13 protein-coding genes are annotated in these 13,893 nt (G+C 35.4%); 7 read left to right on the top strand and 6 right to left on the bottom strand.

The window, feature by feature from the left end; translation table 11 throughout:
• Positions 1–151: 151 nt before the first annotated feature.
• From dapF to BN67_RS05005, 7 genes are all read left to right on the top strand, one after another.
• On the top strand, positions 152–1,015 hold the full coding sequence (gene dapF / locus BN67_RS04975; protein WP_019223041.1) for a diaminopimelate epimerase: 864 nt from the start codon (positions 152–154) through the stop codon (positions 1,013–1,015).
• Positions 1,015–2,298 (top strand): tRNA (N(6)-L-threonylcarbamoyladenosine(37)-C(2))-methylthiotransferase MtaB, encoded by a 1,284-nt coding sequence (gene mtaB, locus BN67_RS04980; RefSeq protein WP_019223042.1) that lies wholly within the window; start codon positions 1,015–1,017, stop codon positions 2,296–2,298. The genes dapF and mtaB overlap by 1 nt, the downstream gene beginning before the upstream one ends.
• A gap of 13 nt (positions 2,299–2,311) precedes the next feature.
• Positions 2,312–3,529 carry a signal recognition particle-docking protein FtsY gene (gene ftsY / locus BN67_RS04985; protein WP_019223043.1) on the top strand — a complete coding sequence of 406 codons (1,218 nt, stop codon included), beginning with the start codon at positions 2,312–2,314 and terminating at the stop codon, positions 3,527–3,529.
• Positions 3,526–4,221 (top strand): septation protein A, encoded by a 696-nt coding sequence (locus BN67_RS04990; protein ID WP_019223044.1) that lies wholly within the window; start codon positions 3,526–3,528, stop codon positions 4,219–4,221. The genes ftsY and BN67_RS04990 overlap by 4 nt, the downstream gene beginning before the upstream one ends.
• 60 nt (positions 4,222–4,281) lie before the next feature.
• On the top strand, positions 4,282–5,043 hold the full coding sequence (gene gloB / locus BN67_RS04995; protein WP_019223045.1) for a hydroxyacylglutathione hydrolase: 762 nt from the start codon (positions 4,282–4,284) through the stop codon (positions 5,041–5,043).
• Between the two features lie 2 nt (positions 5,044–5,045).
• Positions 5,046–5,531 (top strand): hypothetical protein, encoded by a 486-nt coding sequence (locus BN67_RS05000; RefSeq protein ID WP_019223046.1) that lies wholly within the window; start codon positions 5,046–5,048, stop codon positions 5,529–5,531.
• A gap of 562 nt (positions 5,532–6,093) precedes the next feature.
• The gene (locus tag BN67_RS05005) at positions 6,094–6,576 is read left to right on the top strand and encodes a hypothetical protein (protein ID WP_019223047.1); all 483 of its coding nucleotides are present in this window, start codon (positions 6,094–6,096) and stop codon (positions 6,574–6,576) included.
• Positions 6,577–6,585: 9 nt separating this feature from the next.
• On the opposite strand, the gene BN67_RS05010 is transcribed toward BN67_RS05005, so the two are convergent.
• The 6 genes from BN67_RS05010 to rho all read right to left on the bottom strand — a co-directional run bounded on the left by BN67_RS05010 (position 6,586) and on the right by rho (position 13,575).
• Entirely contained in the window at positions 6,586–7,491 is a 906-nt protein-coding gene (locus tag BN67_RS05010; protein WP_019223048.1) for a ParB/RepB/Spo0J family partition protein, read from the bottom strand.
• A 48-nt stretch (positions 7,492–7,539) separates the two neighbouring features.
• Positions 7,540–8,337 carry a ParA family protein gene (locus tag BN67_RS05015; RefSeq protein WP_019223049.1) on the bottom strand — a complete coding sequence of 266 codons (798 nt, stop codon included), beginning with the start codon at positions 8,335–8,337 and terminating at the stop codon, positions 7,540–7,542.
• Positions 8,334–8,990, bottom strand: a complete 657-nt coding sequence (gene rsmG / locus BN67_RS05020) for a 16S rRNA (guanine(527)-N(7))-methyltransferase RsmG (RefSeq protein WP_019223050.1) — start codon at positions 8,988–8,990, stop codon at positions 8,334–8,336. The genes BN67_RS05015 and rsmG overlap by 4 nt, the downstream gene beginning before the upstream one ends.
• Positions 8,990–10,858, bottom strand: a complete 1,869-nt coding sequence (gene mnmG, locus BN67_RS05025) for a tRNA uridine-5-carboxymethylaminomethyl(34) synthesis enzyme MnmG (protein ID WP_019223051.1) — start codon at positions 10,856–10,858, stop codon at positions 8,990–8,992. Before mnmG ends, rsmG begins: the two co-directional genes overlap by 1 nt.
• Positions 10,859–10,968: 110 nt before the next feature.
• On the bottom strand, positions 10,969–12,276 hold the full coding sequence (gene mnmE / locus BN67_RS05030) for a tRNA uridine-5-carboxymethylaminomethyl(34) synthesis GTPase MnmE (protein ID WP_019223052.1): 1,308 nt from the start codon (positions 12,274–12,276) through the stop codon (positions 10,969–10,971).
• A 33-nt stretch (positions 12,277–12,309) separates the two neighbouring features.
• Positions 12,310–13,575: a transcription termination factor Rho gene (gene rho, locus BN67_RS05035; protein WP_019223053.1), complete on the bottom strand. Its 1,266-nt coding sequence runs from the start codon at positions 13,573–13,575 to the stop codon at positions 12,310–12,312.
• Positions 13,576–13,893: the final 318 nt, after the last annotated feature.

Here is a 13,893-nt window from a genome sequence, read left to right on the forward strand (position 1 = left end):
ATAAGAAAAACAGGATGAAATGTATCTCTTTTAAGCGATATAATTTCTTCTACGCATTTTATTCTATTAAACACTAGAAATTTATAAGATTTTCAGCCATATATTCTTTTGTGAGCAATGGTGAACAATCACGAAAAAATAGAGAAACTTCATGAAAACGCCATTCAACAAAATGAACGGTCTTGGAAATAAAATTATTGTTGCTGATATGCGTGAAAACACATATGCGCTTACACCGCAAGCAATTTTTGCCTTAGCAACCGATCCTCAAACACAGTTTGATCAAATTATGGCTATTCATCCACCACTTCATGATAAAGCTGACTTTCGTCTTGAAATATGGAATGCTGACGGCTCAATGGCCAACGCTTGCGGCAACGGAACCCGCTGTGTCATTGCATGGCTCACAGATAATAACCTTTGCAATAATCTTGGTGAAGTCTTTCGATTGGAAACGCCCGCTGGAATAATCGAAGGGAAACGCAAAACTGATAGCCTCATCTCTGTTAACATGGGATGCCCAAATTTCAATGCAAAGGATATGCCTGTTTCACATGAAATAGTTGATACCAATCACGTAGAAATTACTGCTGGTCCCTTAAAGGATGCTTGCCTTATATCCGTTGGTAATCTCCACGCTATTTTTTTTGTTGAGAGTAATATTCAACATATTCCATTAGAAAAATACGGACCAAAACTCGAACATGATCCTCTTTTTCCAGAACGGTGTAATATTTCTATTGCTTGCGTAACGTCAAAGAAAAGCCTAAATTTACGCACATGGGAGCGGGGCGCTGGATTAACACAAGCATGTGGAAGTGCGGCTTGTGCGAGTGCAGTAGCGGCCTATCGACGTGGTCTGACAGAACGCCATGTCGATGTGAATTTACCAGGAGGAATATTGAATATTTTTTATAGAGAAGACAACCATATTATCATGACGGGTCCAGCCCAATACGAATTTAGTGGTTTTTTAAACCCTTTGACAGGAAGTTACAAAAAGGATCACTTTTGATGGCAGTAGAAGTTGTAACATTTGGTTGTCGGCTAAATAGCTATGAATCAGAAATCATACGCAAAGAAAGCACGTCTTCTGGACTTGATCAACTTAAAGATGGTGCGATTATTTTTAATACCTGCGCAGTCACTGCCGAAGCTGTGCGACAAGCAAAACAAGCTATTCGCAAAGCAAGACGTGAAAATCCAAATGCCCGCATTATTGTAACAGGGTGTGCAGCACAAATAGAATCACAAAGTATTGCCTCCATGGCAGAGGTCGATCTTATTTTAGGAAATGAAGACAAACTTTATGCGCACTCTTATCGTCAACTTCCAGATTTTAACATCAATCATTCTGAAAAGTTGCGTATCAATGACATTATGGAAGTACAAACAATTGCTCCACATATGGTCAGTGCAATGGAAGAACGCACACGAGCTTTTGTACAAGTACAAAACGGATGCGATCATCGCTGTACATTTTGCATTATTCCCTACGGACGGGGACCATCACGCTCAGTTCCTATGGGTGCTGTCGTTGAACAAATTAAAAAGATCATAGATAATGGTATTAAAGAAGTTGTTCTAACCGGTGTCGACCTTACAAGCTATGGGCACGATCTTCCTGGAAAAGCGACCTTAGGAAAATTAACCTCCACCATTTTACAGCATGTTCCTGACCTTCCTCGATTACGTCTTTCATCAATCGACTCTATTGAAGCAGACGAAGAACTCATCAGTCTTTTAGCCTATGAAAAAAGAATCATGCCACATTTGCATTTATCTTTACAAGCTGGCGATAATATGATTCTAAAAAGAATGAAACGTCGGCATTTACGCGAACATGCAATTCAATTTTGCCAAGATTTGCGTGCGAAACGCCCTACAATGGTTTACGGTGCTGATTTAATTGCTGGCTTTCCGACTGAAACAGAAGAAATGTTCCAAAATAGTCTCTCTTTAATCAACGATTGTCATTTAACACATCTTCATGTCTTTCCTTTTAGCCCAAGAGAAGGAACACCTGCCGCACGGATGCCACAAATCAATCGTAGAATAGTTAAAATGCGTGCAGAAAGCTTACGTAAAGCAGGAGATGTAGCTTATCAGAAACATCTTGCCCATTTACAAAATAGTCAACAAACAATTCTCGTTGAAAAAGATGAAATTGGACGAACAGAAGATTATACGCTTGTACAAATCAAAGGTGCAAAAGCTGGAACAATTGTTCAAGGGCTTGTTGTTGGCCATGATGGCGATAAATTAATTGCTGTCCTCCCAGAATTAAACGCAGCTTGAGCAGGAAGCTCTTATGACAAAATCTTTTATAAAAAAAATATTTTCCTTTAACAGATCTAAAGAACAGGAAAGGGAACAAACTTCCACTTTTTCTGAAATCGATAGAGTAAAAGAAAACGAAAAAAAAAGCCAAGATACAAACAATAATCAGGTTTCTATAGAGAGAGAAAAAAATCAAAATATAACACCTACAAAATATGATGAGAAAAATCCACCTTTTGAGACACACTCTGGCAAAGTCATTGTTGCAGATACAGTTCGTGAAAAAAAGATTGAAGAATTCTTACCCACCTCGTCTGTTGAACAAAAAAAGACAGCATGGTTTGGACGTCTTAAAGAAGGTTTATCCCTTTCTTCACAACGTTTAAGTGAATCAATTGGAGATCTCTTTGTTAAAGGAAAACTTAATGAAGACACATTACAAGAATTAGAAGATATTCTTATTCAAGCTGATCTTGGTGTGGAAACAGCGACACGCATCACTGATACCTTAGCGTCTGGTCGCTATGAGAAGAATTTATCTCCAGATCATATTCACGCCATTGTCTCTGATGAAATAAGAAAAGTTTTAGAACCTGTTGCAATACCATTAGAACTTGATCTCAATCATAAACCTCACGTTATTTTACTTGTCGGTGTCAATGGTACAGGAAAAACAACAACTATTGGAAAACTTGCAGCAAAACTCACCGCAGGTGGATTAAAAGTTATGTTGGCAGCTGGGGATACATTTCGCGCGGCCGCCATTGAGCAATTACATGTTTGGGGTGAACGTACAAGATCTCCGGTTGTTTCAACAAAACTAGGTGCAGATGCTGCAAGCTTAGCATTTGATGCTTATGAAAAAGCAAAAAAAGAAAACAGTGATGTATTAATTATTGATACAGCTGGACGCTTACAAAATAAAACTGAACTTATGGATGAATTAGCAAAGATTATTCGTGTCTTGGGCAAACACACCCCAAAAGCTCCCCATACAGTTCTTCAAACACTTGATGCAACCACGGGACAAAACGCACTTAACCAAGTGGATATTTTTCGTGATGTTGCCGGCGTTAATGGTTTAGTCATGACAAAACTCGATGGTAGCGCACGGGGAGGAATTCTTGTTGCTATCGCCTCAAAATACAAACTACCCGTTTATTTTATAGGTGTAGGAGAAAATATCGAAGATCTTCAACCTTTTTCTGCTTCTGACTTTGCTGAAACTATCGCAGGAAAACGCACATGAAAAAAATCCCCTTACAGTTTCACTCACATAACAATTCTGATTTGCGTAAAATGAATAATAATCAAAAAACACCTCTTTCACCAACATTTAAGTTTTTCTTAGAAATGGGACCATTGATCGTCTTTTTTCTTGCTAATTACAAAGGCGAGTGGTTGATAAACAATATTGAGCTTTTTAAAAATTTTGATAAACCTATTTTTCCTGCAACAGCCATTTTTATGATAGCAATTATCATTGCTCTAAGCTTATCATGGTTTTTTGCACGCACAATTCCCATCATGCCTCTTATTTCAGGAACATTTGTTATTGTCTTTGGATTTTTGACTCTTTGGCTTCACGATGATACTTTTATAAAAATGAAACCAACAATTATTAATTGCCTCTTTGCTCTTATTCTTTTTGGTGGCATGTTTTTTAAAAAACCACTTTTGCGTTATGCCCTTGATTCTGCTTTAAAAATCGATGATTTAGGATGGAAGAAACTCACATATCGTTGGGCATTTTTTTTCATTTTTCTTGCTTTTTTGAATGAAGGAATTTGGCGAAACTTTAGCGATAATTTTTGGACAAATTTTAAAGTATTTGGTGTTATGCCTATCACCATTCTTTTTACGCTCACACAAATTCCCCTTATTGTTAAACATTCACAAGGACTTTTTCCAGAAAAGGATAAATCGGATTCTTTAAAATAACATATTTAGCTTTAATTATTAAAGATATTTATTACTGTACCCTGTTTAGGGAGAAAACACGTGTTAGTTGAGCAGTTTATCTGCAGAGAAGATAATTTTGGTGTTCTCATTCATGATGAAAGAAGCGGCTATACAGCCGCAATTGATGCACCTGAAAGTAAAGCAGTTCATGATGCCTTGAAACGTCGTAATTGGACACTTCAAGCTATTTTTGTAACACATCATCATCATGATCATACAGAAGGATTGGCAGAGTTAAAGAAAATTTATAAACCTATCATTATAGGACCAGAAGCAGAAAAAACAAAGATTCATCATCTTGATAAAATGCTTAAATCTGATGAAAGTTTTCTCTTTGGTACACAGACAGTCTTAGCTCTTTCAACACCTGGTCATACGCTAGGAGCATTGTCTTATTACCTTCCGGAAGAAAATTTACTCTTTGCGGGAGACACTCTTTTTTCACTCGGATGTGGACGCCTTTTTGAAGGAACAGCAGCACAAATGTTAAATTCTTTAAAAAAGATTCGTCAATTTCCCGATGAAACACTCCTCTATTGTGGACATGAGTACACAAAAAATAATGCTCTTTTCGCGCTCACAATTGATCCACATAATAAAAAACTCCACCAAAGAACAGAAGATGTTTTTTTATTGCGCGCAAAAAATGCCATGACTCTCCCTGTCACTTTAGTGCAAGAAAAAGAAACAAACCCCTTTCTTCGTTGGGATAATTACACAATAAGAAAAAAACTTTCAATGAAAAATGTTACAGATGAAGAAGTTTTTGCTGAAATTCGCAAAAGAAAGGATAATTTTTAGTCATGTTTAAACTTGCATTGTGCCTCCTCTTCCTTTTCCCTTTTGTTTCATATGCCCAAGAAAAAAAACAAGAAACGGATAAGCATCCTATTGTATCACCAATTACTAAAAATTATCTCTTAACAGAAGATCTTCTTGTAAAATTAGAAAAAATTGAAAAAGAATGTAAAAACTTGCTTTCAGAAACAGAAAATAATTCTTATACTTACAATTCTAATGTTTTCTCTAATATTGAAAAATACACTGCCTATATTTCTAGTAAACCAAAATTCATGAATATTTTAAAAGAAAATAACCTCACACCAAAAGATTTTGCTGCTGGAACCTTAATATTTGAAGAAATATCAATGATTCTTACATTTGCACACGAAAAAGAATATTCATCTGAGAAAAATATTATATTTTTAAAAAATCTTGAATTTGTTAAAAAACACTTTTACAAAGCAGTGAATATTTCAAACTGTAAAAGTCTCATTTTGATAAACTAATCAATTATGAAACGTTGAAAAATATCATTCCATTGCTGTAATAAGTCAATATATTGATTTATAATTATAATTTTCTATTTTATATGTTGAACCAATAAAAAACATCCACTTACACGTTACAAGTGAGGAAAGTTGTGTAGAGTGAAATTTTATAATTAAAATATCTTTCATAAATAGTTAAGTACCAAGGACTTTGTAGCACATTGAGAACGGGCAGAATGTATGATAATGTGGTCTGCTTTTTTATAAGCCATAAAGATAGAGGAGCTCTGCTCTGTAATTTTATATGTTCATAGAGCCTTAGTTGTACTATTATGACGAATATCATTTTGAAATAGAAGTATTAGAAGATGTATTTTAAAAACAAAGGTGTAAATTAGCAATCCAATGGTGTTCTATTCTTCGTTAGAGGTATGACTCTATCAAAAAATCATCCTATTTTCACCATTCTTAATAATTACTTTAATCCCTATTATATTTACAAATGATTTTTATAAAAACAAAGAGCAACAGGTAGAAAATTTTTTATTAAAATTCGCAAAAGAAAGGATAACTTTTAGTTATGTTTAAAATTGCACTGTGTCTCCTCTTCCTTTTCCCTTTTGTTTCATACGCTCAAGAAAAAAAACAAGAGACAGATAAACCTTCTTTTGCATCATCCCTTATTGCAAATTATCTCTTAACAGAAAATCTTCTTTTAAAGTTAGAAAAAATTGAAAAAGAATATAAAAATTTATCTCAAAACTCAGAAAAAACACGTACAAAAATCTATCACCCCACTGATAATGATAATATTGAAAATAACATTGCCTATATTTCTAGTAAACAAGGACTCGTAAATATTTTAAGAGAAAATGATATCACACCAAAAGATTTTATTATTGCTCTCCAAGCACTTCGGGAAACCTTAATTGTGCTGACACATGAAGAGAATTCTACTTATGAAAAAAATGCTATATCCTCAAGCAATATAGAATTTGCTAAAAATCATATGTATAGAATAATCAAAATTTTGAGAAATTGTTGTGAAGAAAATCCTTCTTAGAACAATTTTTTAACTTTGTAAACGCCGGCAAATTTCATCTAATTGTTCTAACGAAGAATAATGTATTTTTAAATCTCCACCTTTTTTGCCATGTCTAATGATAACTTTCATCCCGATCACATCCGCAAGTAATTTTTCTAGAGATTTTGTTTCTGCATCTTTTTCCACAGGCGTTCGTTTTTTGACTTTAGGATTTGCCTGCTCATATACAAGTATTTCTGTTTGTCGTACAGAGAGACCTTCACAAATAATTTTTTCTGCCAACTCTTGCGGATTATCGACGGTTACAAGACAACGAGCATGACCAGCAGAGAGTTTTCCATCGGTTAAAAACTGTTGCACTTTTGGTGGCAATTTTAACAAACGAAGTGTATTTGCAACATGACTTCGACTTTTTCCAATTACTTGTGCTAAGTCTACTTGTGTATAACCATGTTCATTTAGCAACATTTCATAGCCCATTGCTTCTTCAATAGGATTAAGATCAGCACGCTGAACATTTTCAATAATTGCTAATTCCAAAGCCGTTTTATCATCTACATCGCGAATAATAACCGGCAATTGATGTAAGTTAGCACGTTGTGCAGCACGCCAACGCCGTTCACCAGCGATTAATTCAAACCGATGAGGGTGATCACGTAAAGGTCTAACAATAACAGGCTGAACAACACCGTGTTGGCGAATTGAATGTACTAAATTATCAAGTTCTGACTCGGTAAAATGGCGCCGCGGATTATGTGGATTACATGAAATAGATTCAAGAGGAACAAATTTTTCAGAAAAATTATGAGCTGAATGAGATTCAGTCAATTTATCAGTATCGGATGAACGTGTAAAATTGTTGTTTAAATTAATATCTCCAATTAATGCCGCTAATCCACGTCCAAGTCTTTTTTTTGATTGATCATCATTCATAACTTTGCTCTTCAAATCTATTTAACAAAAATTACTTTTCTTACATTTTCAAGCAGCAGCACATGCTTGTTTTTCACGTTGTATCACTTCTGATGCTAAACGTAAGTAGGCCTGGCTACCAGCACATTTAAGGTCATAAAGCAACACTGGTTTACCAAAAGAAGGAGCTTCTGATACCCTAACATTTCGTGGAATAACCGTACGGTAAACTTTATCTCCCATAAAAGAACGCACATCCTCAACAACCTGGTTAGAAAGATTATTACGGACATCATACATAGTTAGAACAATCCCTTGAATTTCTAAGGATGGATTAAGAGCAGATTGGACTTGTTTTACTGTTTCAAGCAATTGACTTAATCCTTCAAGAGCTAAAAATTCGCATTGCATAGGAACCAAAACTGAATCCGCGGCTCCCATAGCATTGAGTGTTAAAAGATTAAGCGATGGGGGACAATCAATTAAAATATAACTGAATTTTTTTTTCATCTTTGGATCATCACAAAGGGCCTTACGTAATCGTTGAATACGATCTTGTGATGAAGCTATTTCCATTTCTACACCTAAAAGATCAAGCGTAGAAGGAACAATATGAAGATTGGGGACAGCTGTTTTTAGAGCTGCTTTTGTAACTGAAACTCCAGAAACCAAAACATCATAAGATGATAAAGGGCGGCTATTACGATCAATTCCTAATCCTGTACTTGCGTTTCCTTGTGGATCAACATCCATAATAAGAACATTTTCACCAATAGCAGCTAAAGCTGTAGCAAGATTAATAGCTGTAGTTGTTTTACCTACTCCGCCTTTTTGGTTTGCAATAGCGATAATCCGTGTGTCGCTCATTTTGCTCTACCCTCACATGATCGAACATGAGAAATTTCTAAAATAACAGAATTTTCATCAATTTTACTTTTATGTTTTAGCAGATCAAAGTGCCAATTGGCAGATGCATTTTTTATTTCTGTCGCGTAATCCCGACCTTTTTGCAAAAGAGCTTTTGTTTTTTCTGTTAATAAAGGAAAAATAAGTCGTAAAAGATCATCAAGTGAAGCTAATCCCCGTGCTGTTATAATTTCTGGTTTAGCTATTTTTTTATATACATCCTCAATTCTACAATGATAGACTGTTGCTGAAAGATTCAGTTGAGCAATAACTGTTCGTAAAAAAGCTACTTTTTTTCCATTGCTTTCAACAAGATCAATATGGCCTGTTTTTTTCTCCTTCATCAAAATAGCAAGAACAATTGCAGGAAATCCTCCACCTGACCCAAGATCACACCAATGCGACAAATGGTTGTATAAGGGATAAAGTTGTACTGAATCCAAAATATGACGTGTCCACAGAACTGGTATTGTTGCAGCGGATATTAAATTAATATGCATATTCCACTGAACAATAAGAGATTCAAATTGTATTAAATCCTCCATCGTTTCACGTGAAACAGAAGGAACAATCTCTAACAATACTTGGTATTTTTTTTCTTTAGAAAGATCCATCAAGCTGATTTAACCTTTTCACGCCGCTGACGTTGAATATAGGTGATAATAAGTGATAATGCCGCTGGCGTCATACCGTCAATTTTTTGAGCATCTGCGATTGAACGCGGCGATATTTTTTGAATTTTTGTTTTCAATTCATTGGAAAGACCAGAAATTGATTGAATATCAAGAGAAGAAGGAATTTCTAGACGCTCGTCACGCTGAAGAGCAACAATATCTTGTGCTTGTTTTTCTAAATAAACAGCATATTGCGCTTCAATTTCTAATGTTTCCACAGTTTTAGCGTCAATTGATTGTAATTGTGGCCAAATACGAGAAAGACGTTCTATAGTCATATGAGGATAAGCAAGAAAATCATAAGCCGAACGTCTCACCCCATCACGATTTACTTGTAGTCCATGTGCAGAAGCTTCATTAGGAGTTAGAAAAAGTTTTTGACATATTGATCGTGCTTGATCAAGACGTTTCTGTTTTTTCTGATAACAACCCCAACGTATTTGACTCACAATTCCCCATTGCTGTGCTAAAGGTGTTAAACGTGCATCAGCATTATCAGATCTTAGAGACAAACGAAATTCAGCACGTGACGTAAACATTCTATAAGGTTCACAAACTCCGCGTGAGATCAAATCATCAACCATAACACCAATATAAGCTGTAGAACGACTTATAATAATCTCATCAAGTTTACCGACTTTACGTGCTGCATTTAATCCAGCCAAAAGACCTTGTGCTGCAGCTTCTTCATATCCTGTTGTACCATTAATTTGTCCTGCTAAAAACAACCCAGGTAAAGAGCGTAATTCTAAAGTCTTCGTCAATTGTTGTGGATTAACAAAATCATACTCAATGGCATAACCAGGTTGTAGAACTGTAACATTCTCCAGTCCTTCAATGGTTTTTAATAAAGAAATTTGTGCATCTTCAGGAAGTGAGGTAGAAAGACCATTCGGATAAATAGTGTCATCATTTAATCCTTCTGGTTCCAGAAAAATCTGATGCCCATCGCGTTCTCCAAATCTAACAATTTTATCTTCAATAGAAGGACAATAACGGGGACCTAATCCTTCAATATTTCCAGAATATAAAGCAGATCGATGAATGTTTTCATAGATAATTTTATGTGTCTGTGCATTTGTACGCGTTATAGCACATTCAATTTGAGGCTGTTTTATTTTTTCTGTTAAAAGAGAAAAAGGAACTGGATCTTCATCAGCTCGCTGTTTTTCTAATATATCCCAATGAATTGTTTTTTTACTAAGACGTGCAGGCGTTCCTGTTTTTAATCGACCAAGATTGATATCATAACTTTTTAAGCGTTCAGCAAGCTGCACACTTGATTGGTCTCCCATACGTCCAGCAGCCCAAGTTTTATCACCAATATGAACAAAACCATTTAAAAATGTTCCTGTTGTTAAAACAACAGCGCCAGAACAAATGATACCTTTATTTTTTAAAATAACACCTGAAGTACAATTTTCTTTAACGATCAAATCAATAACTTCATCCTCAAGGAGCGTAAGATTTTCTTGTTCTTTTAAGAATTCTTGAACTGCTTCTTTATAAAGTTCTCTATCAGCTTGTGTCCGTGGTCCTCTTACAGCTGGTCCTTTACGTCTATTAAGAAGTCTAAATTGAATTCCAGCAGCATCAGCTGCTCTCCCCATAAGACCATCTAACGCATCTATTTCACGAACAAGATGTCCTTTTCCAAGCCCACCAATAGCAGGATTACACGACATTGTTCCCAATGCTGATATTTTATGTGTAACAAGAGCTGTCCGTGCTCCAACACGCGCTGAAGCGAAAGCAGCTTCACAACCAGCGTGACCACCTCCAACAACAATAACATCATATAATTGCATGAGGATTTATCCCATAGAAAATCATTCAAAAATTTCACGTGAAACAGAATATATAAAATACATGATCTTTTTAATCTGTCTATGAAATAATCAATGTTTCACGTGAATCATTATTTTCCAATACAAAATTCTGAAAAAATAATATCAAGCAAATCCTCAACATCTATATCTCCCGTAATTTTTCCAAGAAAATCACTTGCACGACGAAGATGTTCTGCACGTAAACTTAAATCAAGAAATTGAGAATTTATAGAAGATTCTATCTCTTTAACAGCTTCTTTTAATAACTGAAGTTGCCTTTTTCTTGCAGGAACAAGATTTCCAACTTCAGCAGCACGACACAAACAAAATGTTTCAAGTTCATGAATAAACGGATCAAAATTTAAACCCGTTAATGCGGAAAATCGTAGAGACCAACGAAATTCATTTTTATCATAAAGATCAAGCTTATTACCAACATGCCATATTTCAGCTGATGTTTCTGGTAAAATAACCTCTTTAGGATCTCCCATATCATAAACTAAAATAACCAAATCAGCATCTTTAACATGCTGCCTTGCAATTTCTATTCCTAGCTGCTCAATTTTATTTTCTGTCTCTCTAAAACCAGCAGTATCTGTTAAAAAAATAGGTAAACCACCAAGAACAAGTCTCATTTCTAAAGCATCACGGGTTGTACCTTCTTCTTCTGTCACAATAGAAACAGATTTTCCAGCCAACCGGTTCATAATGCTTGATTTTCCAGAATTTGGAGCACCAGCAATGACAATCTTTAACCCATCATGCAAAATACTCGCACGTTCTCCTTCATCAATATGTTTACGAAGTGAAATACAAAGATCTTCTACATTTTCCCAAATTTTATCAGAAATTGAATCAGGAATATCAGCCTCATCAACAAAATCAAGCTCTGCTTCAATGAAAGCACGTGCTTTTATGAGTTTATGGCGCCAATCGCGATAAAGCGTTGTTAGACGCCCACTTGTCCCCATAACCGCTAAACGCCGCTGACTCTCCGTTTCTGCCGCTATTAAATCGGCAAGACCTTCTGCTTGAACAAGATCTAATTTTCCCTCTATAAATGCACGACGTGAAAATTCACCTGCTTCAGCAATACGACATCCAGAAAATGTCGATAATTCATCAAGAAAACGGTTAACAACCGCTTTTCCTCCATGTAAATGAAATTCTGCACAATCCTCTCCTGTAAAACTATGAGGAGCAGGAAAAAAAACCGTTAAAGCAGAATCTAAAAAGCTCCCATCACGAGCAGTAAGGTTGCCATAATACATAAAACGCGCTTTAGGTAAACGCCCACAAAGCGTCTTAACTATTTCCACCACATGGGGACCAGAAAGCCGAATAACTGCAACCCCCGAAGGCAACAATCCACTCGAAACAGCAAAGATTGTATCCACAGGATGTATCCTAATCAGAAAAAACGAATATTTTTACGTATTCATTGAATCAAAGAATTCACTATTATTTTTTGTTTGTTTTAATTTATCAATTAAAAACTCAATAGCATCTGTTACATTCATAGGTGCCAAAATACGGCGAAGTACAAAAATCTTATGTAAATCTTGCCGTGCCACCAAAAGTTCTTCCTTACGCGTTCCTGACTTTAAAATATCCATAGCGGGGAAAATACGTTTATCAGCAACCTTACGATCAAGAACGATTTCAGAATTACCCGTCCCTTTAAACTCTTCGAAAATAACCTCATCCATACGGCTACCTGTATCAATCAAAGCCGTCGCAATAATGGTTAAAGACCCACCTTCTTCAATATTACGTGCTGCACCAAAAAAACGCTTAGGACGCTGAAGCGCATTTGCATCCACACCACCTGTTAAAACCTTACCTGATGAAGGAACAACCGTATTATATGCACGCCCAAGACGTGTAATAGAATCGAGAAGGATAACAACATCACGCCCATATTCAACAAGCCGTTTTGCTTTTTCAATAACCATCTCAGCAACTTGTACATGACGTATTGCTGGTTCATCAAAAGTAGAAGAAACGACTTCTCCTTTTACAGAACGTTGCATATCAGTCACTTCTTCTGGTCGTTCATCAATCAAAAGAACAATAAGATAACATTCAGGGTGATTGGTTGTAATAGAATGCGCAATATTTTGAAGAAGAACAGTTTTTCCGGTTCGAGGAGGTGCTACAATTAATCCACGTTGCCCTTTTCCCAAAGGGGATATGAGATCAATCACGCGTGATGACATATCCTTTTCTGTAGGATCCTGTATTTCCATTTGAAAACGTTCATTTGAATAAAGAGGAGTAAGATTATCAAAGTGAATTTTATAGCGAATTTTTTCAGGATCTTCAAAATTAATTGTATTAATTTTAAGAAGAGCAAAATAACGTTCTCCTTCTTTTGGACTACGGATAGGCCCCTCAATAGTATCACCCGTTTTCAAAGAAAAAGACTGAATTTGCGAAGGTGAGAGATAAATATCATCAGGACCTGGGAGATAATTGGCATCGGCAGAGCGTAAAAAGCCAAAACCGTCTTGTAAAACTTCAACGACTCCCTCTCCAATAATTTCCACATCTTGCAGAGCAAGTTTTTTCAAAATAGCAAACATTAACTCTTGTTTGCGCATCAAAGAAGCATTTTCAACTTCTAATGTTTCAGCAAAAGAAACAAGTTCAACAGGGTTTTTACTTTTAAGTTCTTGTAATTTCATTTCTTGCATGAGAAATATGCTCTTTAAGTAGACGAGAAATTGCTCTTGGATAATTTACGGAAAATTTGAGGATCAAAGAATTATTTATAGAAAAAGCTATTGTACACTTAATTTTTAAAATCCGCAAGAACCATTTATATAAATGATTTCCGTATAAATTTAAGTAACTAGGATAAAAGGTTAATTATATAACTTTCAAACTTTTATAAGATATTTCTACAAAATAAAACACTTTAAAGAATGTTTAAGTACCTCTTTTCCTTCATAAGATATGAGATAAAAACGCTTTTAAATTTATATAAGTATTTGATTTATTTTTATAATTTC

It is taken from the genome of Bartonella rattaustraliani AUST/NH4, assembly GCF_000312565.1.
Taxonomy (GTDB): domain Bacteria; phylum Pseudomonadota; class Alphaproteobacteria; order Rhizobiales; family Rhizobiaceae; genus Bartonella; species Bartonella rattaustraliani.